The sequence below is a fragment of the Streptomyces sp. NPDC091281 genome, assembly GCF_044757425.1.
GTDB lineage: Bacteria > Actinomycetota > Actinomycetes > Streptomycetales > Streptomycetaceae > Streptomyces.
Genome location: NZ_JBIVUY010000022.1, coordinates 20,133 through 46,743 on the forward strand (window position 1 = coordinate 20,133; position 26,611 = coordinate 46,743).

26 protein-coding genes and 1 pseudogene are annotated in these 26,611 nt (G+C 73.9%); 14 read left to right on the forward strand and 13 right to left on the reverse strand.

Annotated features, from left to right (window positions below):
- Positions 1-149 precede the first annotated feature (149 nt).
- The gene (locus tag ACIQPQ_RS36935; RefSeq protein ID WP_401313166.1) at positions 150-950 is read left to right on the forward strand and encodes a hypothetical protein; all 801 of its coding nucleotides are present in this window, start codon (positions 150-152) and stop codon (positions 948-950) included.
- A 279-nt stretch (positions 951-1,229) separates the two neighbouring features.
- Complete coding sequence (locus ACIQPQ_RS36940) at positions 1,230-2,198, forward strand: amidohydrolase family protein (protein WP_401313294.1); 969 nt, start codon at positions 1,230-1,232, stop codon at positions 2,196-2,198.
- Positions 2,199-2,209: 11 nt separating this feature from the next.
- Here ACIQPQ_RS36940 and ACIQPQ_RS36945 read toward each other — a convergent pair whose 3' ends face one another.
- Both ACIQPQ_RS36945 and ACIQPQ_RS36950 read right to left on the reverse strand, forming a co-directional pair.
- The gene (locus ACIQPQ_RS36945; RefSeq protein ID WP_401313169.1) at positions 2,210-4,567 is read right to left on the reverse strand and encodes a 2Fe-2S iron-sulfur cluster-binding protein; all 2,358 of its coding nucleotides are present in this window, start codon (positions 4,565-4,567) and stop codon (positions 2,210-2,212) included.
- Positions 4,568-4,580: 13 nt separating this feature from the next.
- Complete coding sequence (locus ACIQPQ_RS36950) at positions 4,581-5,393, reverse strand: siderophore-interacting protein (RefSeq protein ID WP_401313171.1); 813 nt, start codon at positions 5,391-5,393, stop codon at positions 4,581-4,583.
- A gap of 150 nt (positions 5,394-5,543) precedes the next feature.
- Between ACIQPQ_RS36950 and ACIQPQ_RS36955 the strand changes: the two genes are divergently transcribed.
- Positions 5,544-6,164: a TetR/AcrR family transcriptional regulator gene (locus ACIQPQ_RS36955; RefSeq protein ID WP_401313174.1), complete on the forward strand. Its 621-nt coding sequence runs from the start codon at positions 5,544-5,546 to the stop codon at positions 6,162-6,164.
- Between the two features lie 85 nt (positions 6,165-6,249).
- On the opposite strand, the gene ACIQPQ_RS36960 is transcribed toward ACIQPQ_RS36955, so the two are convergent.
- A complete protein-coding gene (locus ACIQPQ_RS36960) occupies positions 6,250-6,924 on the reverse strand; it encodes a TetR/AcrR family transcriptional regulator (protein ID WP_401313176.1) in 675 nt (224 codons plus the stop codon).
- Between the two features lie 116 nt (positions 6,925-7,040).
- On the opposite strand from ACIQPQ_RS36960, the gene ACIQPQ_RS36965 reads away from it, so the two are divergent.
- The gene (locus tag ACIQPQ_RS36965) at positions 7,041-8,267 is read left to right on the forward strand and encodes an FAD-dependent oxidoreductase (protein ID WP_401313179.1); all 1,227 of its coding nucleotides are present in this window, start codon (positions 7,041-7,043) and stop codon (positions 8,265-8,267) included.
- A gap of 141 nt (positions 8,268-8,408) precedes the next feature.
- Complete coding sequence (locus tag ACIQPQ_RS36970) at positions 8,409-9,068, forward strand: MSMEG_1061 family FMN-dependent PPOX-type flavoprotein (protein ID WP_401313182.1); 660 nt, start codon at positions 8,409-8,411, stop codon at positions 9,066-9,068.
- A gap of 77 nt (positions 9,069-9,145) precedes the next feature.
- Here ACIQPQ_RS36970 and ACIQPQ_RS36975 read toward each other — a convergent pair whose 3' ends face one another.
- From ACIQPQ_RS36975 to ACIQPQ_RS36985, 3 genes are all read right to left on the reverse strand, one after another.
- Entirely contained in the window at positions 9,146-9,625 is a 480-nt protein-coding gene (locus tag ACIQPQ_RS36975; protein WP_401313184.1) for an AQJ64_40280 family protein, read from the reverse strand.
- A 125-nt stretch (positions 9,626-9,750) separates the two neighbouring features.
- Positions 9,751-10,347 carry an NADPH-dependent F420 reductase gene (locus ACIQPQ_RS36980; protein ID WP_401313297.1) on the reverse strand — a complete coding sequence of 199 codons (597 nt, stop codon included), beginning with the start codon at positions 10,345-10,347 and terminating at the stop codon, positions 9,751-9,753.
- 154 nt (positions 10,348-10,501) lie between these two features.
- A complete protein-coding gene (locus ACIQPQ_RS36985; RefSeq protein ID WP_401313299.1) occupies positions 10,502-11,290 on the reverse strand; it encodes an inositol monophosphatase family protein in 789 nt (262 codons plus the stop codon).
- A gap of 226 nt (positions 11,291-11,516) precedes the next feature.
- Here ACIQPQ_RS36985 and ACIQPQ_RS36990 point away from each other — a divergent pair, with 226 nt between their 5' ends.
- Together ACIQPQ_RS36990 and ACIQPQ_RS36995 are read left to right on the forward strand one after the other, a co-directional pair.
- Positions 11,517-12,428, forward strand: a complete 912-nt coding sequence (locus ACIQPQ_RS36990) for a LysR family transcriptional regulator (RefSeq protein WP_401313186.1) — start codon at positions 11,517-11,519, stop codon at positions 12,426-12,428.
- Between the two features lie 126 nt (positions 12,429-12,554).
- On the forward strand, positions 12,555-12,872 hold the full coding sequence (locus tag ACIQPQ_RS36995) for a hypothetical protein (RefSeq protein WP_401313188.1): 318 nt from the start codon (positions 12,555-12,557) through the stop codon (positions 12,870-12,872).
- 82 nt (positions 12,873-12,954) lie between these two features.
- Here the strand turns inward: ACIQPQ_RS36995 and ACIQPQ_RS37000 are convergent, their stop codons facing one another.
- The gene (locus tag ACIQPQ_RS37000) at positions 12,955-13,608 is read right to left on the reverse strand and encodes a class I SAM-dependent methyltransferase (RefSeq protein ID WP_401313191.1); all 654 of its coding nucleotides are present in this window, start codon (positions 13,606-13,608) and stop codon (positions 12,955-12,957) included.
- A gap of 492 nt (positions 13,609-14,100) precedes the next feature.
- On the opposite strand from ACIQPQ_RS37000, the gene ACIQPQ_RS37005 reads away from it, so the two are divergent.
- Positions 14,101-15,069 carry a pyridoxal-phosphate dependent enzyme gene (locus ACIQPQ_RS37005; RefSeq protein ID WP_401313194.1) on the forward strand — a complete coding sequence of 323 codons (969 nt, stop codon included), beginning with the start codon at positions 14,101-14,103 and terminating at the stop codon, positions 15,067-15,069.
- A 59-nt stretch (positions 15,070-15,128) separates the two neighbouring features.
- Here ACIQPQ_RS37005 and ACIQPQ_RS37010 read toward each other — a convergent pair whose 3' ends face one another.
- On the reverse strand, positions 15,129-15,866 hold the full coding sequence (locus ACIQPQ_RS37010) for an SDR family NAD(P)-dependent oxidoreductase (protein ID WP_401313197.1): 738 nt from the start codon (positions 15,864-15,866) through the stop codon (positions 15,129-15,131).
- A 133-nt stretch (positions 15,867-15,999) separates the two neighbouring features.
- Between ACIQPQ_RS37010 and ACIQPQ_RS37015 the strand changes: the two genes are divergently transcribed.
- The gene (locus ACIQPQ_RS37015) at positions 16,000-16,662 is read left to right on the forward strand and encodes a TetR/AcrR family transcriptional regulator (protein ID WP_401313200.1); all 663 of its coding nucleotides are present in this window, start codon (positions 16,000-16,002) and stop codon (positions 16,660-16,662) included.
- A gap of 209 nt (positions 16,663-16,871) precedes the next feature.
- Here the strand turns inward: ACIQPQ_RS37015 and ACIQPQ_RS37020 are convergent, their stop codons facing one another.
- From ACIQPQ_RS37020 to ACIQPQ_RS37030, 3 genes are all read right to left on the reverse strand, one after another.
- Positions 16,872-19,433, reverse strand: a complete 2,562-nt coding sequence (locus ACIQPQ_RS37020; RefSeq protein ID WP_401313203.1) for an FtsX-like permease family protein — start codon at positions 19,431-19,433, stop codon at positions 16,872-16,874.
- A complete protein-coding gene (locus ACIQPQ_RS37025; protein ID WP_401313302.1) occupies positions 19,430-20,263 on the reverse strand; it encodes an ABC transporter ATP-binding protein in 834 nt (277 codons plus the stop codon). Before ACIQPQ_RS37025 ends, ACIQPQ_RS37020 begins: the two co-directional genes overlap by 4 nt.
- 315 nt (positions 20,264-20,578) lie before the next feature.
- A complete protein-coding gene (locus ACIQPQ_RS37030) occupies positions 20,579-21,268 on the reverse strand; it encodes a response regulator (RefSeq protein WP_401313205.1) in 690 nt (229 codons plus the stop codon).
- Between the two features lie 155 nt (positions 21,269-21,423).
- On the opposite strand from ACIQPQ_RS37030, the gene ACIQPQ_RS37035 reads away from it, so the two are divergent.
- The 5 genes from ACIQPQ_RS37035 (at position 21,424) to ACIQPQ_RS37055 (ending at position 25,905) form a co-directional block, all read left to right on the forward strand.
- Positions 21,424-22,743: a sensor histidine kinase gene (locus tag ACIQPQ_RS37035; RefSeq protein WP_401313208.1), complete on the forward strand. Its 1,320-nt coding sequence runs from the start codon at positions 21,424-21,426 to the stop codon at positions 22,741-22,743.
- Between the two features lie 302 nt (positions 22,744-23,045).
- Positions 23,046-23,282, forward strand: a complete 237-nt coding sequence (locus ACIQPQ_RS37040) for a hypothetical protein (RefSeq protein ID WP_401313210.1) — start codon at positions 23,046-23,048, stop codon at positions 23,280-23,282.
- 236 nt (positions 23,283-23,518) lie between these two features.
- Positions 23,519-24,781, forward strand: a complete 1,263-nt coding sequence (locus ACIQPQ_RS37045; protein ID WP_401313213.1) for a DUF6357 family protein — start codon at positions 23,519-23,521, stop codon at positions 24,779-24,781.
- Positions 24,782-24,876: 95 nt separating this feature from the next.
- Positions 24,877-25,080, forward strand: a complete 204-nt coding sequence (locus tag ACIQPQ_RS37050; RefSeq protein WP_401313215.1) for a hypothetical protein — start codon at positions 24,877-24,879, stop codon at positions 25,078-25,080.
- Positions 25,081-25,293: 213 nt separating this feature from the next.
- Positions 25,294-25,905, forward strand: coding sequence for a dihydrofolate reductase family protein (locus ACIQPQ_RS37055; RefSeq protein WP_401313218.1), 612 nt, complete (start codon positions 25,294-25,296; stop codon positions 25,903-25,905).
- A 128-nt stretch (positions 25,906-26,033) separates the two neighbouring features.
- On the opposite strand, the pseudogene ACIQPQ_RS37060 reads toward ACIQPQ_RS37055, so the two are convergent.
- Positions 26,034-26,138, reverse strand: a pseudogene (locus ACIQPQ_RS37060) (aminoglycoside phosphotransferase family protein); the annotation flags it as partial.
- Positions 26,139-26,169: 31 nt separating this feature from the next.
- Positions 26,170-26,580, reverse strand: a complete 411-nt coding sequence (locus ACIQPQ_RS37065; protein ID WP_401313305.1) for a hypothetical protein — start codon at positions 26,578-26,580, stop codon at positions 26,170-26,172.
- Positions 26,581-26,611: the final 31 nt, after the last annotated feature.

Consider the following 26,611-nt stretch of genomic DNA (forward strand, 5'->3'; position numbering starts at 1 on the left):
GAAGTCACCCGAGCGCCACGGCGGAATCACACGTTGAACCCACGACCTGGCCACCGCACAGACCACGGGACCGGCCGAGGGGCGTTCATGATCCGCCGGTACCCTCGGCGCGTCCGACCGGCAACGCGGTCGGCTCCCAGGGGAGGACCATGAACAGCGCGACACGCGCAGGGAGAAGAACCGGCCGGGCGGTGACCGCGGCGGCCGGGACGGCGGCCCTGCTCCTGCTGACGGCGACCGGCGCCCACGCCGAGGGCCGCGGCGACATCCGGGTGGTGTCGACGAAGGTCAACGGCGGCGCCGACGTCACCGTCGGCGTCTCGGGCAGGGTCACCTTCCCGATCGCCGTCACCGTCAAGGACGACTCGGGGGTGAAGAAGCTGACCCACGTCAGCACCTTCAACCGGTCGAACCTCTACGGATTCTTCGGCTGGACCGGCACCACCTGCAGCAAGAAGTCCTCGACCACGTCCGTGTGCACGGCGACCATGTCGGCCGACGCGCGGTGGATCGCGGCGAGCGACGACATCGACACCAACCGGGTCGCCGGACTCTGGACGGTGAACGTCACGGCCGCCGCCAACGACCGGGACTACCGGATCGCCGACGGCGTCGCGACCTACCGCGTGAAGCGGGCGGCCACCCTGACCACGGCCGTCGCCCCCGCACGGGTCGCGCGGGGCGCCAAGGTCACCGTCACCGGAAAACTGGCGCGGGCCGACTGGGAGACCCGGACCCACCGGGGCTTCGCCGGACAGACCGTCAAACTCCAGTTCCGCAAGGTGGGCGCCGCCCACTACAGCACGGTCAAGGCCGTGAGGACGGGCGGATCGGGCCGGCTCACCACCAAGGTGACCGTCACCTCGGCGGGCAGCTGGCGCTGGTACTTCCCCGGCACCACCACCACGGCGCGCGTGGTGTCCGCGGGCGACACGGTGGCCCTCAGGTAGGGCGCGCCTCCGGCGTACGACACCTCCGGGCCGCGTCCACCGCGCGGCCCGGAGGTCCTGCGGATCGTTCCCGGGCTGCCCCGGCCCTTCAAGTTGATGAAAACATCACTTACGATCGCCTGATCACCGGCGTCGGGTCGCCGGACCAGCCCTGGAGTCGCCATGCTTCCCACCACCCGCCGCAGCGCCCTGCGCCTCGGCACCGCCGCCGCGGGCGTCCTCGCCACCGGCACGGCCGCGTCGACAGCCGCCGCCGACGCCCCCCACCGCCCGTACGAGGTGAGCGGCGCGGTCGACGTGCACGCCCACTACGTCACGCCCGCCTACCGGTCCGCCCTGATCGCCGCCGGGCACAGCCACCCCGACGGCATGCCGTCCATCCCGGACTGGAGCGCCGAGCAGGCCCTGCGGTTCATGGACGCCAACGGCACGCGCACGGCCCTGCTGTCCGTGTCCTCGCCCGGTGTGTCCCTGGGGGACGCGGCAGCGAACCGCGATCTCGCCCGTACGGCCAACGAGGAGGGCGCCGCCCTCGTCCGCGCCCGGCCCGACCGCTTCGGACTCCTCGCCTCCGTGCCGCTGCCGGACGTCGACGCGGCCGTCGCGGAGGCCGTGTTCGCCCTGGACCGGCTCGGCGCCGACGGCATCGCCCTGGAGACGCACTACCGGGGCACCTACCTCGGCGACCCGGCGTTCGAACCGCTGATGGCCGAACTGCACCGCCGCCGTGCGGTCGTCCACCTGCACCCGACGTCACCGGTCTGCTGGCAGGACACCGCCCTCGGCCACCCCCGCCCGATGCTGGAGTTCCTGTTCGACTCCACCCGGGCGGTCACCCAGCTCGTCCTCGGCGGGGTGCTCACCCGCCATCCCGCCATCCGGTTCATCGTCCCGCACTGCGGCGCCACGCTCCCCGTCGTCGCCGACCGGGTCGCCGCCTTCGCCCTCGCCTCCGGCGGCCCGCCCGTCGACGTCCTCGGCGCCCTTCGCGGCCTGCACTACGACACCGCGGGCTTCGCCCTCCCGCGCGCCCTGCCCGCCCTCCTCGACCTCGTGAGCTCCGACCGACTGCTGTACGGCAGCGACCACCCGTTCACCAACGCCGTCGTGGCGACCGCCCAGACGAAGGCCCTCGCCGCGACGCCCCTGCTCGGGGCGGCCGACAAGCGCGCCCTGTTCTCCGGCACCGCCCACCGCCTCTTCCCGCGCCTGCGCGAACGCGCCGGGCGCACCGGGGGCCGCTCCTGACCGGCGCGCGTTCACCGGGCGTCGGGCGGGACCGCGAGGTCGAGGGTCACCTCGGACAGGGGGCTGCCGACACAGGTCAGCACGCACCCGGCCGCCCTCTGCTCCGGTGAGAGACCCGCTGTCCCGGCCTCGGTGACCCGGCCGCCGCGCAGCCGCACGACGCACTCGCCGCAGGCGCCGACCGTGCAGGAGTACGGCATCGGCAGCCCGGCGGCGAGCCCGGCGTCGAGGAGGGTCTGTCCGGGCTCGACGACAGCCGTCCCGACGGACTGCCCGTCCTCCTCGACGCTCATCTCCCACGGCGTCCCCGCCCCGGCGGGCACGTCGGCGCCGGGCGTGAACCGCTCCCGGTGCCTGCGCTCCTGCGGCACCCCCAGCCCGTCCAGGACCTCCCCGACCAGATCCATCAGCGGCGCCGGCCCGCACACGAAGTGGTGGGCGCCGCCGGACGCGGGAAGGCCCGTGACCCAGGCGCGTACGCGAGCGGCGTCGAGACGGCCGTCGCGCGCACTCAGATGCGGGGTGACGGCGAACCGGTCCGGGTGCTCCCGCCGCAGGCGGGCCAGTTCGTCGCCGTAGACGGTCTCCTCGGCGCGTCGGCTGCCGTGCAGCAGCCAGAGGCGGTCGCGGCCGTCCGGGTCGGACAGGCGGGTGCGGATCATGCTCATCAACGGGGTGATCCCGCTCCCCGCCGCGACGAGCACGAGGTCCTCCGGCGGCCCCTCCGGGAGGTGGAAGGTGCCGGAGGGGCCGCGCAGCGCGAGCAGGTCCCCGGTCCGCAGGCCGCCCTCTTGGACGTGCGCCGAGAAGCGCCCGCCCGGCACGTGCTTGACGGTGACCTCCAGCCGGGAGGCGCCGGGCACCGAGGACGCCGAGTAGGCGCGCCGCAGCGTACGGCCCTCCACCTCCGCGACCAGCGTGAAGAACTGGCCCGGACGGAAGGCGAACCCCTCGGGCGCCCCCGTGGCGTCCTCCAGCACGAGCGTGGTGGCGGTCGGCGTCTCCCGGCGCGTCGCGGCGACCCGCACCGGCCGCAGCGGCTCCGGTGCGGCGACCGGGCCGGTGGACGCGGCGGCGACGGGCGCGCGGACGTCGTCGTAGCCCTCCTTGCGCAGCGCGCGGACGTACGCGGCGTCGATCCCCTTCCGCATGAGGCGGCTCAGGCCGGGAATCGCGCCGAGGAGCTTGAGGAGGCGCCCCGACACCCGGCCGGAGTCGTCCGTGTCGGCCGTCAGATGGGCGCTGCCGAGCGCCATCATGTCCGGCGCCTCGCCCGCGCCGGGACGGCCACCGGGCGCCCACGGACGGGCGTCCGCGACGGCGGGGCTGCCCGTCACCTCGGCGTGCTCGACGTCGATGAGCAGCGCCAGGTGCGGCGGCGTCCCGCGCAGCGCCAGGGTCTCCCGGAGCGCCGGGTCGTCGGTGATCACCGCGTGTCCGCGGACGTGCAGCACACCGCTGCGGCCGGGTACGAGCGCCGCGAACGACACCCGGTCGTCCTGGAGCAGGTTGTGCAGGCTGTCGGCGCGCCGGTTGCCCTTGCGGTCCGCCAGGGCGAGCGTACGACCGTCCAGGACGCGCACCACCGACCGCGCCTCCCCGCGCGGGCTGGTGTCACTGCCTCCGTCGGCGTCCCAGGTGGACAGGGCGAGGAACGGCGCGGCGGCGAGGAAGGCGCCGACGGCCGGCGCGCCGAGCGGGCCCTCACCCGGCACCGGTCCCGTACCCTCCGCCGGGGCGGGGGCGGGCGGCTCCCACAAGCGGGAGCGGATCACGGCCTGCGCGCAGTGGACGTACGCCTCCGCCACGTCCACCGACGTCCGGCCGCCCCTGCCGCCCTTCGTCGCCGTGCCGTTGACGCGCAGGACCTCACCCACGCCGGGCATCAGGAAGAACAGCGACACGGGGCCGGGCGCGGCGGCCGGGCCGGGCACGGCGAAGGAGATCCGGGTCGGCGAGTGCAGCTGCGCGAAACCGGGCGCCCCACCGACGAACGTGGTCCGCGCCGTCCCCTGCGCGTCGCGGTACCCGAAGGCGGCGAGCGGACTGTACGCAAGCACCTCGCGGCAGCCGTCGTCCAGCGCTCGGATCTGCTTGCGGACGACCATCGCGGCGGGTCGGCCGACGACGGCCTCCACCTCGGCGACGCTCGTCAACCGGCTCGTCGGTCGGTGCGTCGGCGGGTGCGTCGGCCGGGTCGTCGCCCAGTGCGTGGGCTGGCCTGTCGCCCGCTCAGTCTGCTGGTTCGTCGCCCGCTCAGTCTGCTGATCGGTCGACCGGCTCGTCCCGCCCGGCGCGGCCCCGGATGGTTCCGTCGCGTGCGGCTCGGTCCCGGACGGCTGTCCGGTGTGGTGGTGCTCCGCGCTCATGGTGGGTTTCCTCTCAGCCCGGGGCCGAGCGGCCCAGGCGCCAGTAGCCGGTGAAGCAGACGTCCCGGCCGGGCACGCCGCGCGCGTCGACCAGATGCCGCCGGACGCCGGTGGCCAGCCGGGACTCGCCCGCCACCCACGCGTACAGCGGTCCCTCGGGGAGTTCGGCGCCCCGGACCGCTTCGAGGACGAGGGCGCCGGGGCGCGGGGGTCCCGGCGACTCCTGGGTGCCGGTGCGGTCGTCCTGCCGGGGCGGGGGCGTCTCGTCGCGGACGTGCCAGTGGACGCGTACGTTCGCTGGCGCGGGCACGGGCCGGACGTCGGCGCGGGTCGCCACCTCCAGATGGACCTCGGTGGGCGGCGGCTGCCGGTCGTGCTCCAGGATCGACAGCACCGCCGGGAGGGCGCTCTCGTCACCGACCAGCAACCGGCCGCGCGCATGGGCGGGCAGCCGGTAGCGGCACCCCAGGTCGAAGATCCCCGCCTCGTCGCCCGGCCGGACCCCGCGCACCCAGGCCGTCATGGGGGAGCCGTCGTGCAGGGCGAACTCGATGTCGATCTCCCGCGCGGCGGGCCGCGCCCTGCGGACCGTCATGTTGCGCACCCACGGCCGACTCGCCCGGGACATCAGCATCACCTGGACCATCCACGCCTCGGACGAGGCGGTCGGCATCCGCAGCCCGCTCTGCCCCTCCCTGGGGAAGAACAGACGGACCGCCTGGTCACCGCCCACCGCCGTCAGATCCCGCACCCCCGGTCCGCCGAGGGTCACGCACGCGAACCCCGGCGAGACCAACTCGCGTCGGCGCACCTCCAGCGTGATCATGCTCCGCGTCCCGGAGCGGCGCGTCACGGCACTCACGGCCGGACCCCAGACGTATGTGACGCCGTCTTGTTCTCGCAGCTCATGGCAGTATTCTGAGCAAAAGCTCAGCTCTTTGGCTACTCGCTTTCCCCGCCCCGGAGGGACCCCCGGATGACGTCCGCCGACCGCCGTCTCACCCCACGTCGCAAGCCCCGTCAGGTGCGCGCCGAACTCACCCGCGAGCGCATCCTCACCGCCGCTGCTCACGTTTTCGCCGAGCACGGCTACGCCGCGGGCACCACCAACCGCATCGCCGAGCACGCCCGGATGTCGATCGGCTCCCTCTACCAGTACTTCCCGAACAAGGACGCCATCCTGGCCGAGCTGCTGATCCGGCACATCGACCGCGGCGCCTGGGCGGGAGCCGCGGAACTCGACCTGGCCCCCGGCAGCCTGGAGGCGACGGTGCGCTCCCTGGTCCGGGACGCGATCGACCACCACCGCGACGACCCGCAACTGCTGCGCATCATGATCGAGGAGGCCTCGTTCTCCAGCGAGCTGATCGAGGCGATCGACCGGCACGGCACGGCCCGCGTCGCCCAGGTGCGCGACGTGCTCGCCCGCCACCCCGACGTCCGGGTGGGCGACCTAGACATGGCCGTCGAACTCATCGTCGTGACCGTCGAGATGAACACGCACAAGGCCATGGCGGACCCGCGGCCGACACCGGTCGACCGCCTGGAGAACGAACTGGTCGCCATGATCACCCGCTATCTGCGCGGGGACCAGTAGGAGGAGGCGTCAGCATCCGCCCGGAAGTCGGAAGTCGGAAGTCGGAAGCCGTTGACGGTAGTGGTCTCCGCGCGATCGAGCGGCGTCAGGAGGGGATGGCGGCGATCCCCGTGAGGAGGAGGTCGATCCCGGTGAGGAACTGTGCCCGGTCGTCGTGGTCGGGCAGCCGGTCCGCCATGCGCCGCACGAACGGATACTCCTCGGGCGCGAGCCCTGCCCACCGGTCGGCGACGGTCGACAGGAACGCCGACCGGTCCGTGCCGGGCGGCAGCAGGCGCGCGCCCGCCGCGTACTGTCCGGCGAGGCCGAGCACGTAGCTGAGCAGCGCGGTCGCGCAGTCGAACTGGGCGTGCTCGGGAACGCCGAGCGCCCCCAGCGGGCCGCCGAACCCTTCCAGGACCCGTAGCATCGCGTCCTGCCACGGCTCGCGCGAGAGCTGGGTGCCCACCCACGGGCGGGCGTCGATGGCGTCGAACACCCCGAGCGCGACCGCCCGCACGGCCTCCCGCGGGTCCTCGCCGCCCGCCGACCGGGCCGTGACGCGCGCGACGACCTCGTCGACCGCGGCCGCGAGCAGGGCGTCCTTGTCGGCGACGTGGTGGTAGATCGCCCCGCTCCCCGTGGCCAGGCGCGCCGCCAGCGCCCGGAAGGTCAGGGCGCCCTCCCCGCCCTCGTCGAGGATCTCGATCGCGGCCCCGACGATGCGCTGCTTCGAAAGCGCCTCGGTGCGTCGGTCGACTCGGTGCGTCCTGGTCGCCATGCGCACCAGTTTGACATGAATGGAACGGTGTTCCAACCTGGAGACAGTGGAACGCCGTTCCATCGACGGTGTTCCCCCCGATGCGCTCACCCCCGAAAGGACCGAAAGGAAACGCCATGACCACGACATCCACGACACCTACGGCGCTCACGTCATCCGCCACTCCCACGACACCCGTCACGATCGTCGGCGGCGGACTCGGCGGCCTCACCCTGGCCCGCGTCCTGCACGTCCACGGCATCCCCGCGACGGTCTACGAGGCCGACGCCTCCCCGGCGGCCCGCACCCAGGGCGGCCAGCTCGACATCCATCCGGGGGACGGGCAGCGCGCACTCGCCGACGCGGGTCTCATCGAGGCGTTCCGCGAGATCATCCACGAGGGCGCCGACGCCGCCCGGATACTCGGCAAGGACGGCGAACTGCTGCTCGACGTCCCCGGCGACGACGGGGCGACCCGCCCGGAGGTGCTCCGCGGCGACCTCCGCCGCATCCTGCTCGACTCCCTTCCCGAGGGCACCGTCTGCTGGGGCGCCAAGGTCACCGGCGTCCGCGCCCTCGGCGACGGGCGGCACGAGGTGTCCTTCGCCGACGGGTCCACCGTCGTCAGCGCCCTCCTCGTCGGCGCCGACGGCGCCTGGTCCCGCGTACGGCCCCTCCTCTCCGACGCGCGGCCGGTGTACACCGGCACGACGTTCGTCGAGACCTACCTCCACGACGTGGACGCGCGGCACCCCGCCACGGCGCGCCTGGTCGGCCCCGGCGCGATGTACGCGCTCGCCCCGGGCAAGGGCATCGTCGCCCACCGCGAGGCGGGCGGTGTCCTCCACACGTACGTGCAGCTGACGCGCTCCGCCGAGTGGATCGCCGGGCTCGGCCTTCCCGGCGGCGGAGCGGACCCCGCGGCCCGAGCCGGTGCCGACGCCGACGGGGGCGCCTCCGGGACCGCCCGGATCGCCGCCGAGTTCGACGGATGGGCCCCCGAACTGCTCGCGCTGATCACCGACGGCGAGACCGCCCCCGTCGCGCGCATGATCCACACGCTCCCCGACGGACACCGCTGGGACCGCGTACCCGGTGTGACGCTCCTCGGGGACGCCGCGCACCTCATGCCGCCGTCCGGCGACGGCGCGAACCTCGCCATGTACGACGGCGCGGAACTCGCCAAGGCGATCGCCGCCCACCCCGACGACATCGAGAAGGCGCTCACCGTCTACGAGGAGGCCCTCTTCCCGCGCAGCGCCTCCTTCTACGCCGACGCCCACGAGATCATCGACCTGGTCATCGGCGAACGCGCACCCTACGGACTCATCGACTTCTTCGAAGGAGGCGCCCAGGAGCAGTGAGCCCCGGAACGGCCCCCGAGGTCAGGGAGATGACCACCGTGGCCGTCGCTCCGCGGACGTCACCGCCGCTGTCACCGGATCGCGCGGACGCCCCGGAAAACTCACGGGATCGACGTGAGGCCCCCCGGCTAGGGTCGGGGCATGACGCCCACTCCCGCCGCCAGCGCCTTCGACTCGCTCCGCTTCGACGCCGTGTCCGACCTGGAGGCACTGCGCCGGGCCTACGAACTCCCCGGCGCTGCGGCACTGCGCAAGCAGATGACCGAACTCACCGACCAGACCCGTCAGTTGATCGCCTGCTCGTCGCTGGTCCTGATCGCCAGCGTGGACGCCGAGGGCAACTGCGACGTCTCCCCGCGCGGCGGTCCCGCCGGGTTCGTCGCCGTCCTGGACGCGCGGACGGTGGCGATCCCGGACGCGACCGGGAACAAGCGGCTCGACACCCTTCAGAACGTCATCGCCACCGGGCGGGCCGGACTGCTGTTCGTCGTGCCGGGCCGCACCACAACCCTCAGGGTCAACGGCCGGGCCTGTGTCTCCACCCGCCCGGACCTGCTGTCGCAGTTGACCGCCGTGGGCAAGCCGCCCGCCAGCGCCCTGGTGGTGGGCATCGAGGAGGTCTACCCGCACTGCCCCAAGTCGCTGCTGCGCAGCGGCGCGTGGAAGCCGGACCAGTGGCTCGCGGCGGACGCCCAGCCGACCTCCGCCGAGGTGACCCTCGCCCAACTGCGCATGCCGGAACTGACGATCGCCGACATCGAGCGGGTGGAGGCCGAGTCGCTCAAGTACCGCTACGAGTGACCCCGCGGGCCGGCTTTTCGGGTCCCGCCCGCCTGAACCGCGTTGCGCGCGAGGCCCGTTGGCGGCCCGCTCCCACGTCAGGCGGACGGCGGCCGATTCCCCCACGCCGCTCGCAGCGCCGGACCGACGTCCGCTCCGAGCACCCCGTGCGTCGTCCCGCCCGGCAGCGTGGGCAGCGCGGCCCAGTGCGTCACGGTCTCGGCACCGCCGGGACGATCGACACCACCGTCGCTACGGTCGTCACCGGCGTGCGGCAGTCGGACGACGCCGTGGGGCAACCGGACGACGCCGTCGGAGTCGACGAAGCAGTTCCGGTGTTCGACCCCGTCGTCGCTCCAGTGGAGCGTCGTGAAGTACATCGGCCGCACCAGCCAGAACGCCTCACCCGCGTCCGCACCGCTCCCGGCGTCGTCGTCCGCCGGATACCGGCCCGTGATGGCCGCCGCCACCGGAGCACCGCTCGACGGCAGCCCGTCGCGCACGTCGACCCAAGTGATCGTGGTGACCCCGGTGTTCCGGGTGTCCCCGGCGTCCTCGGTGTCTCTGGCGTCCGGCATGGCCCTCACTCTCCTCACACACCCTGGCCCCGCGCCTGTGCCCCGGCCCGTCCCGCCGACGCGGGGTCCGCTCCGGGGACCGTACCGGGAAGGACCGCGTGGCGGCGGCGGAGGTTGAGCGGGCCTCAGCTGACGATCGAGACGGCGAAGGGCCGGAACCCGCCGGACCGGATCACGTGCGGGACGAACAGGACCGCTGCCTCCGTGGCGCGGGCGGTACGGACCCCGCCGAGGTCGGTGATCCACTCCCGGCGCCAGCCGAGATCGGCCAGCAGGCCGGCGACCGTCTTCTTGGCCTGCGCGTCGTCGCCCGACAGGAAGGCCACGGGAGCCTGGGCGAGGGACGCGGGCGCGGTCATCACCGGGAAGAGCATGGTGTTGAGGGTCTTCACGACCCGCGTCCCGGGCAGCGCCTCCTGGAGTTGTTCGGCGAGGCTGGAGCCGGGGTGGAGGAGATCGGCGGGGAGCCCGTCCGGGCCGTCGGTGGTGGCGTTGGAGACATCGATCAGGACCTTCCCGTCGAGTTCCGCGCGCAGCGCCGTGAGCCGCTCCAGCGAGCCCGCGCCGGGTGTGGCGTTGACGACGACGTCCGCCGCCCGGACGGCGGACGCGGCGGCGCCTGGCTCCCGGCCCGCGGTCGTCACCTCGTACCCCGCCCGGACGAAGGCCGAGGCGAGACCGCCGCCGACGCGGCCCCTTCCGAGAACCGCGATGGTGGTCACGGCGCTGTCCGTGGGGCCGTTAGCGGCGCCGTCCGTGGGGTCGTTCGTGGAGCTGTTCGTGGCGGAGGTCATGGCGATCGGGCCTTTCCGGAGGTTCGGGACGGGACAGGGGAGGCGGGACGAGGCAGGCGGGTGGGGCGCAGAGTGCGAGCCGTCAGCGGGAGAGCGTGGTCACGGCCTCCGCGTGCAGGCCCGGCGAGGCGGCCAGGAAGCTCTCGCTTGCCGGGGTCCAGGGACGCCCCTCGGCGTCGGAGATCCGACCTCCGGCCTCGGTGACGAGGAGTGCCCCGGGCAGCAGATCCGCACGGGCCCCGGCGAACTGCCAGAACGCGTCGATCCGCCCGGCCGCCACGTTCACCAGGTGCAGCGTCGCGGGCACGGCCGTCCGCACGACGAGCGCGTCACCGAGCATCGCGGCGATCGACGCGCCGACCCGCCGTACGACGGCCTCGTCCTCGTCGGGACGGGCCTGGCTGGTGGCGACGATGCCGAGCCCCAGCTCCGCGGTCGCGGACACCGCCAGCGGGCGGCCGTCGAGGTGGGCGCCCCCGCCGCTCAGCGCCGTGTAGGTCTCACCGGTCAGCGGCACGTGGACCACGGTCAGGACCGGCAGGTTGTCGCGGACGAGGGTGGCGGTCACCGCCCACTCCGGGAGGGCGTGCAGGTGGTTGACGTTGCCCTCGGCCGGATCGACGACCCACCACTCGCCGGACGGCAGCTCCCCGCCGTCCAGCTCGTCCTCCACCCAGCCCGCGCCGGGGCGCAGCTCCGTCAGCCGGGGCCGCAGGACCGCGAGGGCCGCCTCGTCGTTGGCGGCGAGCGCACCCATCAGCTCCTCGCGGGTCCCGTGACGGACCACCTCGCCGAAACGCGCACGCAGGACGGCCCCGGCGTCACGGACGGCGGCCACGGTCCCGTCTAGCACCTCGGCGTAGGCAGCCATGATCGCGGGGCTGGGGGCGGTGGCGGTGGTGATGGCGGTGCTGCTGGTTGCGGACATGGTGGTGCTCCCGTCTGAGGAGGAAGGGGTGAGGCGAAGTCGGCGGGCCGGTCTGCGGGCCCGCCGCGCGGTCCCGCTCCCGGAGCGTTCCGCGGCTGCTTCGTCCTCGACGCTATAGAGCACATTCGTTAACCACAACTGCATGTCAGGCACGCCTAACATGACTCCCATGCAACTGGATCTGAACCTGCTGACGGCCCTCGACGCGTTGCTGGAGGAGGGCAGCGTCGCCGGGGCCGCCGAGCGCCTGCACGTCACCCCGCCCGCGATGAGCCGCAGCCTGAGCCGCATCCGGCGGACGACCGGCGACCAGATCCTCGTGCGGACGGGACGCACGATGACGCCGACCCCCTACGCGCTCGCCGTCCGGGAGCAGGTGCACACGCTGCTGCACCAGGTCCACGGCGTGCTCGCGCCGAGCCGCGCCCTCGACCTGGCGACGTTGGAGCGCACCTTCACCCTCCGCTGGCACGAGTCCCTGGTCGCCCTGAGCGGTCCCGCGCTCCTCGCGGCGGTCCGCCGTGACGCGCCGGGCGTGCGGCTGCGCTTCGTCGCCGAGTCGAGCGTCGACACCCCGGCACTGCGGCGCGGCGAGGTCGACCTGGAGGCCAACGCCGACCGCCCGACCGCGCCCGACGTCCGGTCCGAGCAGGTCGGCGGCAGCCCCCTCGTGGTCGTCGCGCGGCAGGGCCATCCCCTGGCCGCCGAGGGGACCCTCACGGCGGAGCGGTACGCGGCGGCCGACCACGTCACCGTCTCGCGCCGCGGCAACCTCGCCAACGCCCTCGACGACGCCCTCGCGGCCCGCGGCCTGACCCGCCGGGTGGTGGCGACCGCGCCCACGGAGGCGGTGGCGTGGCAGTTCGTGCGCGGCTCCGACCTCCTGGTCAGCGCCCCGGAGGCCACCACCCGCGCGGCGGTCGCCGACCTCGGCCTCGTGGTTCTGCCCCTGCCGCTGGACCTCCCCACGGCGTCGATCCACCTGTCGTGGCACCAGCGCTACGACACCGACCGCGCCCACGCCTGGCTGCGCGACCTGGCCCGCACCGCGCTCACCGCGGACGGGGCGCCGCAGACGTAGGGGCTCCGCCCTGCCGCCCGGTCAGGCCGACGCTCCTCGGGCGGGAGGAACGATCCGCTCGCACGGTCCCCGCCCCGCGCGGCGTCGGGATGCGCGGCGCGCACGGGTCCTGAAGGATCGTGAGGCATGCCGGAACAAGGCCCCCCACCCACAACCCCCGACGGCCACCATGTCGTGATCAAGGGCCGTCGGTGGCGCGCCACCGATCCCTCACTCCCGCCGGACGTCGCCGCTCTGCTGCGCCGACACCTGATGTTGGCGCGGCGCGCGGTCCGTTCGGCGATGTCCGAGGGCGACCAGGCCGCCGAGCGGGCGGCGCGGGACCGCGTGCACACGGCGAAGACCGCGCTGGGGGAGCGCGGCACCCCCTGGTGGGAACAGGACGAGGACGAACGGCGAAGAGGCTGGGAGGAAGGCCTCGCAGAACTCGACGCGGAGTCGTAATTCCCGAACAGCGGTTGACGGCGGGAACTGACCGTTGCCCCGAAACATGCGCGGGCCCACGGCGCCCGGACAGCGGCCGTCCCTAGGCGGCCGAACGGCGTGCGAGCAGCACCGAGTCCTCCACCTCGAACGTCTCGCCGTCCCGTACGAGCGTGCGGGGCCGCTGCTGCGCGGCGAGGACCTCGAACCCGTCGGGCAGTCCCGGCAGCAGTTCCTCCGCGAGGAACATCGCGCGCAGGTGTGCCTCGGTGAGCGGGGTGTGGTGAGCGGCGGGGGAGTGCCCGACCACGAGCAGCAGCCCGCCGGGAGCCACCGCACCGGCGAGTTCCCGTACGACGCGCACCATGGCCCCGTCGGACGGGTGCAGGTAGTGGGTTGTCACGAGGTCGAACTCCCGCCCGTCCGTGGCGAAGCTGCGTGCGTCGGTACGCCACCACGAGGTCCGCTCGGCGACGCCCGCCTCCTCGGCGTGCCGGGCGGCGCGGGCGAGACCGGCGGCGGAGAAGTCGGCGCCGGTCACCGTCCACCCGCGAAGGGCCAGCCAGACCACGTCCCCGCCCTCACCGCACCCCACGTCCAGCGCCCGCCCGGGAGCCAACTCCTCGGCGACGGAGACCAGTTGCGGATTGGGCGTGCCCCGCCACACCGCGCCCTGCCCCGCGTACCGCTCGTCCCATCCCTCGGGCTCGAACATCGTGGCGACCTTGTCGGCCGCTTCGGTCTTCTCCGTGCCCATGAGGCACCGTCCTTTCACGCTCCGCAGACAGGATGACCGGACGACCGGCCGCACACCCCCACGCGCCCGCCGCCGCCCCGGCCACGGAAGCCCGCCCGACCACATCCCCGGCCCGAACCCCCGCACCGAAGATCCTCGCCGCCGATCCCCACCCCGGCCAGAAAACTTGCGGGTCCGGCAAAGCCGCGCCGGAGACGTCCAGAGGTGAACGTGAGCGGGCGAGAGCCGAGTGGCGGTGCGGGAGCCGAGAGACGGAGCGTGAGGCGGGGCCGATCCGTCGGCCGGAACGTTCGACCGGCGGCCTGGCACCGGCTCACCGCCTCGGACGTGTCGAGCGGAGTGGGGACCGGTGGACGTGAACCTGTCTCCCCCGCCCTGGACGCCCCCGTCCCCGGACCGCCTGCCGGGCGGGCGTATGAGACGGTGGGCGTCCGTCGTGGTGGACGACTTCGTCCGGAGCGCGGCGGGCGCGGACGGGCGAGGGAGTGAGTGGTGGAGAAGGTGACGTTGTCGGCGTGGCCCACGCCGATGGAGGCGGCTCCCCGGCTGGCGGCGAGGATCGGCCTGGGCCCGGACGACCTGTGGATCAAGCGGGACGACCTGACCGGCCTCGGCGGCGGGGGCAACAAGGTCCGCAAACTGGAGTGGCTGGTCGCCGACGCCCTCCGGTGCGGCGCGGACACCCTGGTCACCCTGGGCGGTCCGCAGAGCAACCACGCCCGGCTCACCGCCGCCGCGGCCGCACGGGCCGACCTGGACGTGGTGCTGGTCATGCCCGGCACCGGCCACCCGGACCGGGCCGACGGAAACCTCCTCCTGGACGCCGTCCTCGACGCCCGGATCGTATGGGCCGGGGACGCCGCACCCGCCGAACTGGTCGGCCGGGCCGAGGAGACCTGCGCCGAACTGCGCGGCCGGGGCGCCACGCCGTACCTGGTGCCGTTCGGCGGGTCCAGCGCCCTGGGGGCCCGCGGCTACCGGGAGGCGGGCGAGGAGATCCTCGCCCAGCGGCCCGACGTCCGGCACGTCGTGACCGCGCTGGGGTCCGGCGGCACCATGGCCGGCCTGGTCGCCGCCCTGGGACCCGAACGGGTCCTCGGCGTCGACGTCGGCGCCCTCCCCGACCCGGCCCCCGTCGTCGCCGCCTTCGCGACGCAGCTCACCGGCAGGAACGTGACAGCCGGTGCACTGCGCTGCCGACGCGACCAGGTGGGAGAGGCGTACGGCGTCCTGCACGAGCCCGCGCTGGCGGCCCTCACCACGGTGGCGCGCACCGAGGGCATCGTCCTCGACCCCGTCTACACCGCACGCGCCGCCGCCGGACTGACGGCGGCGGTGCGCGACGGCGACATCCGGCCCGGCGAGCCGACGGTCCTGCTGCACAGCGGCGGCCTGCCGGGACTGTTCGGCCATGCCGAAGCGACCCGTCGCATCGGCCGGACCCTGCGGACCTACCCCTGACACCACGCCCGGACCGCGCCCCCGCGGCGACCCGGGCGCGGAGCACCCCCCCCGCCCGGTCAGGCGCGCGTATATCCCCCGTCCGCGAAGAGTTCCGCGCCGGTGACGAACGACGCCGCGTCCGAGGCCAGGAAGAGGGCGGCCTCGGCGATCTCCCCGACGTCGGCCAGCCGCCCCAGCGGCACGACGGCTTCGGCGAACCGGTCGGCCTCCGCCCCCGCGACACCCAGCAGACCAGGAGTCCGCGTCGGCCCCGGGCTGAGCACGTTGACCCGGAACCGGCGCTCCCGCGACTGCCGCGCCCAGTTGTGCACGAGGTTGCTCAGCGCGGCCTTCGACGCGCTGTACACCTCCAACTGCTCGTTCGGACGCATGCTGTTGCTCGAACCGATGACGAGCACGGAGGCGTTCTCCACCAGCAGGGGCAGCGCCTTCTGCACGGTGAACAGCGTTCCCTTGACGTTGACCGCGAGGGTCAGGTCGACGTTCGCCTCGGTGTGGCCGCCCAGGGCCGCGTCCGCCGCGATCCCCGCGTTGGCCACCAGCACGTCGATGCGCCCGGCCTCCTCGCGCACCCGCGCGTAGAGCGCGTCCAGATCGGCGAGGACCGACACGTCGGACCGTACGCCGGTGGCCGCCGGACCCAGCTCCCATACCGCCGCTGCGAGACGCTCGGGGTCCCGGCCGGTCACGAAGACCCGCGCCCCCTCCTCGACGAAGCGGCGGGCGACGGCCAGCCCGATCCCGCTGGTCGCCCCGGTGATCACGGCCACCTTCTCCTGCAACACACCTGACACGCCTGACACACCTGACACACCTGACATGGCGAACCCCTTCGGTCCCGGGACGGCCCCGGAACAGTTCTGGAATGGATCGTCCAGAACGTAGCCAGTAATGGACGATCGAGTCAAGAACGGCTACGCTCACCCCATGCCGAGACCACGCGCCTTCGACGAACGCCACGTTCTGGAACAGGCCCGGAACCAGTTCTGGGACACCGGCTACGCGGGCACCCGGATGGACGACATCGCCCGCGCGACCGGCCTCGGCAAGGGCAGCCTGTACGGCGCGTTCGGCGACAAGACCAAGCTCTTCCACCGGGTGTTCGGCGACTGGTGCACCACCGTCGTCGACGTGGCCGAGGACCGGCTGGCGGGCGGCCCGGACGCGGAGGCCTTCACGCGCCTCTCCGTGTACGTGCACCTCATGGCGGACAACACCGCCGCCGACACCGAGCACCGCGGCTGCTTCCTGGCCAAGGGCGCGGCGGAACTCGCCCACTGCGACCCGGCCGTCGCCGGGCGCTCCGCCGAGACCATGGCGGCCCTGCTGGACCTGCTGCGCACGGAGATCAGCGCCGCCCAGCGGCACGGCGACATCGACGCCACCGCCGACGCGGAGCGGCTCGCGGCCCTCCTCCTGGCCGTGGTCCGCGGGGTCGAGGCAGTAGGCAAGGCCGGACTGACCCCCCAGAAGGTCCGCGACATCGCGGACACCGCGCTGGCGCTCCTGCCCCGACCCGACCGACCGGCCACCCCTACGAGCGGACCCGGCTCACCCGCCGCCGCCCCGGACCCTCCCGCCGACCGTTGATCCACCGAACAGGCCCCCTGGTCCCCCCGGCGCGATCCTCGTACCGCCCACCGCCCACCGCACACCGCCCACCGTCCCCGCCTCCGACCCGCCCTGTCCTGGACGGACGACCGAAGCGAGCGGTCCCTGCACACGGCGGGCCGGGGTGGAGACGGCCTCCCGGACCTGTCCCCACCCCACCCCGTTCCGCCCCCCCGCCCGGCGGCCCCTCAAGCCGCCTGCGTGATCGCCGCCACGGGAGGTGTCCGGGAGGCCCGCAGCGCGGGCAGCGCCGCCGAGGCCGCCGTCAGCAGCAGGAGCCCGGCGAGGACCGCAGCCAACCCGCCCCACGGGACGCTGAAGGGGGCTTCGGGCTGCACCACACGGACCGCCAGCCAGCCGTACGGCAGCCCGAGGAGCAGGCCGAGCGCCCCGCCCAGCGCGCCGTGCAGCGCCGACTCCAGCGTCACCATCCGGCGTACGCCGCCGCTCGACAGCCCCAGGGCACGCAGCAGCCCGAACTCGCGCCGTCGTTCCACGACGGTGAGGCTCGCCGTGACCGAGACGCCGACGACCGCGATGGCCAGTGTCAGACACAGCATCAGGTTGACGGTGACACCGACCGCCTCAAGATCCTCCGTACCGCCGCCGCTCTCGCGCGCCGACTGGACGACGGCCCGCTCGGCGCCCCGCGTACGGTCCTCGACCACCGAAGTGACCGCCCGCTCGGCCCGCGCGTACCCGTCGGACGAGTCGTCCGCGACGTTGGCGACGATCATGGTGGGGGCGGCGGCGACACCCGCCCGGGTGAGGTCGGCCGGAGTGACGAACAGGTCCGCCCCGTAAGGCCCTTCGCCCCGCAGCACCGCCGCCACGGTGAGCCGCAGCGTCTGCCCGCCGACGCGCAGGGTCACGGCGTCACCCGCTTCCACCCCGAGTGTGCGGGCGTGCTCGGCGGCCACCACGACCCGGCCGGGCCCGACGCGGTCGAGCGAACCGGAGACCGGCGCGAGCCGCACGCCCTGCCGCAGGGTGCGCAGGTCGAGGTCCGTGACGGAGACGGACCGGGGCCCGTCGACGGCCTCGGCCGTCCGGACACCCGTCACGTCCGTCAGGGCACGCTCCCCGCGCAGCCCGGCCACCAGCGCCGCGGGCAGGGGGCCGTCGTCCCGTCCGCTCACCGAGAACGCGAACGGGCTGGCGACGGCCTGCCGGTCGCGCTCGTAGGTGTCCAGCGAGGCGAGTCCGATGAGCGCGCTGCCCAGCAGACTGACTCCGAGGGCGACCACGACCGACACCCCGGCCGCCCGGCGCGGCGCGCCCCCGACGCCCGCCGCGGCCAGTCGGCTCGCGGCGCCCGCCCGGCGCAGCGCGACCGCCACCACCGCCAGCAGCGGCCTTACCAGCAGCGGCCCGAACGCCACCAGCGCGAGGAAGGCCAGAACGGCGGACACCACCACCAGTTCGAGCGCGGCGAACCCGTCGTAGCCGACGTCGCCGGGCCGGGGCAGCCCCCGCACCCGCTGCCACGCGATCACCGCCGCCCCCAGCGCGCACACCACCCCCGCGACCGCCCGGCCGCGACCCAGCGCGGCGCCGTCCCCGCTCAGCGCGGCCGCGCGCAGCGCCTGGAGCGGGGAGACCCGCGACGCCGTCAGCGCGGGCGCCAGGACGGCCAGGACCGCCAGCACCGACGTGCCGAGCACGGTCAGCGCGGCCCCGGTCAGCGAGAAACGGCCGGGGAGGTACAGGGTGTGGCCCAAGCGGGCCGCGACCGGCGGCGTGAGCAGACCCGCGCCCCACGCGGCCAGGACACCCGCCAGGCCCGCGACCAGTCCGACGGCCGCCCCCTCGACGACCAGCGCCCACCGCAGCCGTCGCGGTTCGGCGCCGACGGCGCGCAGCAGCGCGAGCTGCTCCTGCCGCTGCGCGAAGACGATACGGAACGTGGAGGCGGCCACGAGAGCGGCCGCGCCCACCGCGACGACGAGGAATACGGAGACCAGGTCGAGGGAGTCGCTCGCCGCGGCCACCGCCTGGCGCGTCTCCTCGGCGCGTACGTCGTCGGCGTCGCGGACCTCCGCCCCCGGCAGCGCCGCCCGGACACGGTCGGCGAGCGCCGCCAGGTCCGTCCCCGCGTCGGCGCGCACGTCGACCCGCTCGTAGCCGCGCACGCCCAGCAGCCGCAGCAACTCGGCTCCGGACGCGTACGCGGTCGGCTCCCGGTCGTCGGTCGCCTCCCCGCGCACCACGCCGCTCACCCGGACGCGGACCTCCTCGGTGCGCTCGGCGTCGCCGGCGTCCGGCCGCAGCAGGACGAGCGTCGAGCCCACGGCGATCCGGTACCGGCGCGCCGCCTCCTCACCGACCGCCACCCCGCCCCGCCCGGCCGGGAAGACCCCCTCGCGGACACGCACCTGGGAGAGCGGGCCCGCGCCCGGGTCGGAGGACAGCCGCAGCCACCGCTCGACAGCGCTCCCGCCGAGCGGCATGCCGTTGCGGACCTGCCCGACGGCCTCGGCGACGCCCGGCAGCCGCCCGAGCTCCGCCACGGAGCCGTCCACGACCCCGTCCGATCCGTCGGGGGCCGTCACCACCAGGGACGTCGCCGCCGCGGTGCCCCGGAAGTTCTCGGCGGTGGTCGCGCCGATGATCTGCTGCACCACGACGGTCCCGAAGACGACGGCCGCCGCGATCGTCAGCGACAGCGCCGTCGCGGCCGAACGGCCGGGCCGCCGCAGGAACTCGGCGATCTGCGAACCGAGCACGGTCCCGCGCCACGACGTCTTCACGCGTCCCCCTCGCCCCGGCGCGCGCCGCCCGAGAACCCCCCGGCCCCCGGACGACCACGACCGCCCAGCAGACCGGAGTCGCCCGCCGCCACCCGGCCACCACCCGACGCCGCGGAGCCACCCGACGCCGCGGAGCCGACCGGCGGCGCGACGCTCCCGTAGCCCTCCGCCGCACCCACCTCGGCGTCGCGGTCGTCGACGATCCGGCCGTCGGCGAGGGTCACCACGCGGTCCGCCACCGCGGCCGCCCGAGGATCGTGGGTGACCATGACCACCGACTGGCCCATCTCGTCCACGGACCGGCGCAGCAGACCGAGGACCTCGGCGGCCGCACGCGAGTCGAGATTGCCGGTGGGCTCGTCGGCGACGACCACCGCGGGCCGCGAGACCAGCGCCCGCGCGATGGCGACGCGCTGCTGCTGCCCGCCGGACAGTTCAGCGGGCCGGTGGGAGAGCCGTCCGTCGAGGCCGAGGACGTCGGCCAGGTGCTCGACGTGACCGGCGTCGGGCCGCCGCCCGGCCATCACGAGGGGCAGGGTGATGTTGTCGAGGGCCGACAGCTGCGGCAGCAGGTTGAACGCCTGGAAGACGAAGCCGATCCGCTCCCGGCGCAGCCGGGTCAGCGCCCGGTCCGAGAGGGCCGTGATCTCGACGCCGTCCACGACGATTCGCCCCGAGGTGACCGTGTCGAGCCCGGCGAGGCAGTGCATCAGCGTCGACTTGCCCGACCCGGAGGCACCCACGACGGCCGTGAACCGCCCGCGCCGGATGTCGACGCCGACACCGTCGAGGGCCGCCACGTCGGCGGTGCCCTGGCGGTACCGCTTCACGACGTCGACGGCGCTGATCACGACCTCCCGCGCGGCGTCGGCCGGGGGCGGACTCGGGTCGGGGGTGGCGTAGTACGGCACGTTCTCTCCTCGCTCCACGACCACCGCTCGGCGGCCACGAGAAGTCTCGGAAAGGACGGCCCCCGGCACATCGGCCGGCGATCGGAAACGGATCACAGCCGCCCTGCCCCTCCGGGCGGAAACGCCTCTGCCCCCTGGGTCGCAGACCCGGCAGCGGACCCGCGCCCGGGGAGCGCGCAGGCACCCGCACCGCCCCGTCGGACTTCGCCTATCGCTAGGGGAGATGACGGAGGGTCAGCGGGCGGGCCGCACCAGACCCGACTCGTAGGCGAACACGACGGCCTGGGCCCGGTCCCGCAGATGCAGCTTGGCCAGGACATTGCCCAGATGAGTCTTGACGGTGGCCTCCGCCACGAACAGACGCTCGGCGATCTCGGCGTTGGACAGCCCCTGGGCGACCAGCCCGAGCACGTCCCGTTCGCGGGCGGTGAGGTCGGCCACCCGTTCGTCGAGGTCGGGCACGGGCCCGAGCCGGTCCGCGAAACGGTCCAGCAGGCGGCGGGTGATCCGCGAGGACACCACCGACTCGCCCGAGGCGAGGACACGGATGGCGTCCACGACGTCCGCGGCGGGCGCGTTCTTCAGCAGAAAACCGCTGGCACCGGCCTGGAGGGCGGCGAAGGCGTCTTCGTCGTTGTCGAAGGTGGTGAGTGCGAGGACGCGCGGCGGATCGTCGCGCAGCAGCAGCCGCCGGGTCGCCTCGATGCCGTCGAGGACGGGCATCCGGATGTCCATGACGACGACGTCGGCCGGGACGCTCTCCAGCCGGTCGAGCGCCTCGGCGCCGTTCTCCGCCTCCGCCACCACCTCGATGTCGTCCTGCGAGGCCAGCACCATCGAGAATCCGGCCCGGATCAGCGGCTGGTCGTCGACGACGACCACCCGGATCGGCGTGCCCGCCTGCCTCGTGCCCGCCTGGCTCATCACTCGTCCTCGGGGTGGGGGAGGAGACCGTGGGTGGCGGCCGCCCGCGACCGGAAGCCTACCCCGCGCCGGTCGCCGGGCAGTCGGTACGGTGGAGCGACCCCGCGCGGAGTCCTCGACGCGGTGACGGGACCGAGCGGGAGGGGGAGGACGCCGTGAACGGCCTACGACAGGCACGATCGCACGAGACGACGCCACTACGGACCGTGCGCGCGGGCGGCAGCCCGGACAGGAGCGTCGACGGACGCACCCGCACTCCCGTACCGGCGTGGGCGGAGGTCCTCGGCGCGTACGGGCGCCCCGCGGCGCTGGCCCTCGACGTCGCCCTGGCGTTGCTGGTCGTGGCGGCCGTGTACCAGTACGCAGGCCCGTACGACGTGGCCGTCGGGGGCGCGATGGCGCTCTGCCTCCTGGCCCGCCGCAGTCGGCCGGGCACCGTACTGACGGCCGAACTGGCCCTCGCGATGGTCCAGTTCATCCTCCACGACGTCCCCGAGTGGCCGCTGACGGCGGCACCGGCCGCGTACGACTGCGCGATCCTGATCGCGATGATGTCGGTGATCCACCACGGCCGGTCGGCGTGGATGCCCTACGCGGCGGGAGCCGTGGTGCTCCTGGCGACGGGCGCGGGCATGGTCGGCGTACCGGGCACGGACGTCGGCGCCTTCGTCGCGTCGGCCACCGACCTGATGATGCTGTGGGCGATCACCCTGACGGTGTGGTTCACTGCCTTCGCCCTGCGCGTACGGCGCCTGTACGCCGAGAGCCAGGCGGCCCGCGCCGAACAGGCCGAACGGGAACGGGGCCACCTCACCCGGATCGCCGCCGCCGAGGAACGCGCCGCGATCGCCCGCGAGTTGCACGACGTCGTCGCCCACAGTCTGGCGGTGATGATCCTCCAGGCGGACGGCGCGGGATACGTCCTGAAGGCGTCGCCGGAGCGGGCGCAGGAGGCGCTGGCGGCCATCGCCGACACGGGCCGGGACGCGCTCGGCGACATGCACCGCATCGTGCGCGTCCTGCGCGGCACCGACCCGGAGCCCGCCACGGGCGACGAGGAGGACCGCCGCCGCGTCACCCTGGACGAGATCCGCGTCGCGGCGGACCGCGCCCGTACAGCCGGCCTCGCCCTCGACGTCCTGGTGGACGTGCCCGACGGCACCCTCACGCCCGCGCAGGAGCTGACCGCCTTCCGCATCGTGCAGGAGTGCCTCACGAACGTTCTGCGCCACGTGGGCCCGGGCGCCCGCACCTCCATCACGGTCCGCGAGGACGCGGGCACCCTGTCGATCACCGCCGTCGACGACGGCGCCGGCCACTTCCCCGCCCCCCGCCCCGACCGCCCCACCGGCGGCCACGGCCTGGTGGGCATGCGCGAACGCGTCGAGGTCGCGGGCGGCACCTTCACGGCGGGCCCACGGGTGGGGGCGGGGTGGCGGGTGGAGGCGCGGATACCGGTGAAGGGGGCTGCCTGAGCGGGGCGGGGCAGGTCCGCGCGGCGCGCGATCGCGCTCGGCCCGGGGCGCGCCACACGTTCGGGCACGCCACCTCTTCGGCTGACGTACGGGCCCGCCGCGTGTGGGGCCGGGACGTGCGGGACATCCCAAGGAGGCAGGAGATCCTTCTTTGCAGATGCGAGGTGCTCATGCGCGCAAAACTCCTTCTCTCCGCCGCGACGGCCGCCCTGTTCACCGCCGTGGCGACAGTCCCCGCTTCCGCCGCCACGGCCACCGCCCCGGGCCGGCAGCAGGCGGTTCCCGTCTGTGGATGGGAAAAGATGTGCATGTGGGACGCCCTGTTCTTCGAGGGCGGCCGGACGGAGATGGAACTCCCGGGTGTGGGCGAGTGCCGTTGGGGGAGCTACGTCACGGGACAGTCGTTCTTCAACAACAGCCAGCAGTGGGCGGTCGCCGTCTGGGAGAACGGCGACTGCACGGGCCGCTACGAATACTTCGGACCGGGCCAGTCGGACAGCGCCTCGACGTTCCTGTACCGCGGCATCAGCCGCTGGTGACGGACCGGCCGTCGACGGCCGTCTGATCCGACGAGGTGACGACGCGCGTCCGGCGGCCGCAACTGTTCACCCATGGCACGGCCAGCGGCTCCGTCCCCACCGACTGCGCCAGAGCCTGTCTGACGATTCCCGTGGCCGCCCTCCGGGCGGCCACGCGGCGTCAGACGGGAATGGTCAGACGGGCCCTAGGCTGCCGGGGAGTCCGTCCGGTGCCGTTCCGAGGAGGCCCTGAGCCCGTGAGAGACATCGTGTTCACGCGTGGCAGCGGCTGGATACCGGTCGTCATCCGCGAGGACGGCGAGCTGAGACTGATGCTCGGCGCAGGGGCCGACGCCAACCACGACCCCCGTACGTTCACCTTCCCCGTAGGGGAGGCCCACCTCGCGGTGATCCGGGAGGACCTGCCCAGGCACCTGCTGCTGTGGAGCGCGGTCCTCCCGCTCTGCGACGCCGCCGGAACCCGGAACCCGCTCGACGAGAACGCCGCCACCGCCCTCCTGGACCCGATCCTCCTCGCCCCGCCCGCGGACGTCGACGCGCTCTTCCGCCGCATCCGTTGGGACAGGAGCCGCCTCGTCGCCCACGGCGCCGACCTCACTCTGCTGGAGCGCGGCCAGGTCCACGCGGCGATGCGCGCGGCGACCGAGACGCCGAACGAGAAGCGAGCCCAGGATCACCGGGCCGACCGTCGCCGCGCCGCCCGCGGCGAGACCCTCGGCCCGCTCGACGCCGCGCTTCTGCGCTACACGGGCCAGTACGCGCACGCCGCGACCGTCCCCCGCCGCCTCCCCGACGCCGTCGCCCCCGCACTGCTGCCGCAGGTGATGGCGGTGATCGCCACCGCGGAGCGGGCCTGCGCAGGAATGCGGATCGGCCTGGACCCGCGACAGGGAAACCGCGTCCGCGACAAGCAGGCCTGGCAACGGGTGGCGACAGCCGTCGACACAGCCGTCCGCAACGCGCATCCCGCACTCGCCGACGACGCGATCCGTACGGTGACCTTCCTGATGTGCACAGAGACCGCGACTCGCTCCAGAAACACCCCCGAGGAAGACGCCAAGAAGACCGTCGCCGCCCACGAAAGCAACGAAGCAAAGACAGCCCTGACCCTCACCGACGACAAGGGCGCCGAGAAGAAATGGCAACACGACGGCCCCCGCACCGCCCCCACCGAGTTCTGGATCTTCGTCGCCGACCGATCCACCACGGACAACGAGGTGTTCACCATCGAGGACGAGGAGAGAGGCGAGGGCATCCAACTCCACTTCTACGCCGACTCCGCGGCCCGAATCACCACGCTGCGCAAGGGCAGGGGCGGCGCGGCCCCGGAATACCGGGTCGAATACTGCCTGGTCGACGGCCTCGACGCCTACCGAACCCTGGTGCACGCCTTCACCCGGGGCGGCTGCGCCGCACTAGACCCGTACGGCCCCTGGATACCGGACGCAGCCGCCTTCGAACGCGCCCGCCGAGCGAGGAAAGCCCAGCAGGCACCATGACCAACGAACCTGTGATCAGGCTGCGTTGGGCCCTCGGAGAGGCAGGCCTGCCCGGAATCGTGGACCAGGCCCCCCAGAGAGCCGTCCGACTACGGATGGACTCGACCGCCGCCGCAGCCCTGGCGAACCTGCTGGAAGCTGACCCGCGAACACTCGCCACCGACCTGCGCACGATCCACCGCATCCGCGTCCGCACAGTTGAGGAAACACCCGGAGCCGTCACCGTGGTCCTGGCCGATGCCCAGGGGCTGCGCCTGGCGGAGCTGATCACGTCCAGGGCAGCGAACGCCGCTTCGTGAGGGGCCGCTTGCAGGAGGCGGCATACGGGCCAGCCCGCGCACGAGACAAGTGCCCCGCCCGTCCGCGTGGCAGGTCCCTCGCACAGACGTGACGGTGTACCGATGAGTTCGGCCGTCTCCGTCGGTCCATACATGTGCCGTGCGATCCGACAGCCACCCGCCCCCTCCCCGCATCTGCCACATCTGCCGCATCCGGAGAAATGAGAATTGCTGATGTCCGATACCACCTGCCACATGTCGATCTCTCTCGACGGCTACGTCGCGGGACCCGAGCAGAGCCGGGACCATCCGCTGGGCAAGCGCGGCCAGGAGCTGCACGGCTGGCACATCGGCGACCCGCGTGCGACCGAGGCCGACAGGACAGCCAACGGCTGGCTGATGCGGCCTCGCGGCGCCTACGTCATGGGCCGCAACATGTTCGGACCGATCCGAGGCGAGTGGAACGAGCCGTGGGACGGCTGGTGGGGCTCCGAACCGCCCTACCACGCCCCGGTCTTCGTGCTCACCCACTACGCCCACGAGCCGATCGAGATGAAGGGCGGCACCACCTTCCACTTCGTCAGCGAAGGCTTCGACGCCGCCTACGCGCAGGCACTGGAGGCCGCCGACGGCAGGGGAGTGGACATCGCCGGCGGCGCCTCCACGGTGCGGCAGGCACTCACCGCCGGAGTGATCGACGAACTCACCCTCGACATCGCCCCCGTCCTCCTCGGCAGCGGCGAGCGCCTCTTCGACGGCGTCGAGACCTTCGACTTCGACCCCGTCGAAGTGCTCCACTCCCCGCTGACCACCCACATCCGCTACCGCCGCCGCACGGCGGGCTGACCAACCCCGGGACCTTCGTCCCGCGTTAACTCCGGACCCCTCCACCAGGCACGGCGGACCCTGCGGGGTCCTCCGTGCCTGGTGGCCTGGCCGATGCACCGGCAGCGGGCTGACAGCCGGGCGGAGAATCAGGAGCGCTGTGTGGCGCGCGGCCGGGCCAGGGTCCGCAGCCCGCGCTCCACCAACTCCGGATCGCCGTGGGCCGCCCCATAGGCGATACCGGAGACGGCGTCGGCGGTGTCGTCCGGGAGTCGAGTTGCCAAGTCAGTCGGCAGTTCGCGTTGGTGGACGGAGAGGCCGTTTGTCCTCGACGTGGACGGCGTGCAGCTGGGTGCCGTCCTGGTGGCGTTTGGCGCGCCCGAACAACCCGACGGCGAGGTGCGATCCATCCTGGGGTTCATCGGGACCGACGTAGGTGAGCACGTCGTGATGATGCCCCGTGACGACCCATCCCGCGACGCCCTTGGGGTCGATGACCCCGAAGTCTCCGGCCGAAGATCCGGCATGCGCGGGACCGAACTCCCTGAGGAGGTCGGTCGCCTGCTCGGCGAGGTCCCCTTCCGGAGCGGTCAACACGACACAAGTGCCGTGTTCGAACAGCACCCACGACTTGCGCGGGTCGGCGAGCAACCGCTGCCAGATGCCTGTCAATGTCTCAGTGTCCACGCGGGACATCATGACGGAGGGCGTTGACAGGGGAGGCTGG

What these genes read in the sequence shown, in the direction of transcription:
- ACIQPQ_RS37040 (WP_401313210.1), top strand. Translation starts at nt 23,046, where the DNA reads ATGTGCATGTGGGACGCCCTGTTCTTCGAGGGCGGCCGGACGGAGATG.
- ACIQPQ_RS37050 (WP_401313215.1), top strand. Translation starts at nt 24,877, where the DNA reads ATGGACTCGACCGCCGCCGCAGCCCTGGCGAACCTGCTGGAAGCTGAC.
- ACIQPQ_RS37055 (WP_401313218.1), top strand. Translation starts at nt 25,294, where the DNA reads ATGTCCGATACCACCTGCCACATGTCGATCTCTCTCGACGGCTACGTC.
- ACIQPQ_RS37030 (WP_401313205.1), bottom strand. Translation starts at nt 21,268, where the DNA reads ATGAGCCAGGCGGGCACGAGGCAGGCGGGCACGCCGATCCGGGTGGTC.
- ACIQPQ_RS37065 (WP_401313305.1), bottom strand. Translation starts at nt 26,580, where the DNA reads ATGTCCCGCGTGGACACTGAGACATTGACAGGCATCTGGCAGCGGTTG.
- ACIQPQ_RS36960 (WP_401313176.1), bottom strand. Translation starts at nt 6,924, where the DNA reads ATGGCGACCAGGACGCACCGAGTCGACCGACGCACCGAGGCGCTTTCG.
- ACIQPQ_RS36950 (WP_401313171.1), bottom strand. Translation starts at nt 5,393, where the DNA reads ATGATCACGCTGGAGGTGCGCCGACGCGAGTTGGTCTCGCCGGGGTTC.
- ACIQPQ_RS37015 (WP_401313200.1), top strand. Translation starts at nt 16,000, where the DNA reads ATGCCGAGACCACGCGCCTTCGACGAACGCCACGTTCTGGAACAGGCC.
- ACIQPQ_RS36995 (WP_401313188.1), top strand. Translation starts at nt 12,555, where the DNA reads ATGCCGGAACAAGGCCCCCCACCCACAACCCCCGACGGCCACCATGTC.
- ACIQPQ_RS36985 (WP_401313299.1), bottom strand. Translation starts at nt 11,290, where the DNA reads ATGGCTGCCTACGCCGAGGTGCTAGACGGGACCGTGGCCGCCGTCCGT.
- ACIQPQ_RS36965 (WP_401313179.1), top strand. Translation starts at nt 7,041, where the DNA reads ATGACCACGACATCCACGACACCTACGGCGCTCACGTCATCCGCCACT.
- ACIQPQ_RS36945 (WP_401313169.1), bottom strand. Translation starts at nt 4,567, where the DNA reads ATGAGCGCGGAGCACCACCACACCGGACAGCCGTCCGGGACCGAGCCG.
- ACIQPQ_RS36975 (WP_401313184.1), bottom strand. Translation starts at nt 9,625, where the DNA reads ATGCCGGACGCCAGAGACACCGAGGACGCCGGGGACACCCGGAACACC.
- ACIQPQ_RS36970 (WP_401313182.1), top strand. Translation starts at nt 8,409, where the DNA reads ATGACGCCCACTCCCGCCGCCAGCGCCTTCGACTCGCTCCGCTTCGAC.
- ACIQPQ_RS37000 (WP_401313191.1), bottom strand. Translation starts at nt 13,608, where the DNA reads ATGGGCACGGAGAAGACCGAAGCGGCCGACAAGGTCGCCACGATGTTC.
- ACIQPQ_RS36955 (WP_401313174.1), top strand. Translation starts at nt 5,544, where the DNA reads ATGACGTCCGCCGACCGCCGTCTCACCCCACGTCGCAAGCCCCGTCAG.
- ACIQPQ_RS36935 (WP_401313166.1), top strand. Translation starts at nt 150, where the DNA reads ATGAACAGCGCGACACGCGCAGGGAGAAGAACCGGCCGGGCGGTGACC.
- ACIQPQ_RS36990 (WP_401313186.1), top strand. Translation starts at nt 11,517, where the DNA reads ATGCAACTGGATCTGAACCTGCTGACGGCCCTCGACGCGTTGCTGGAG.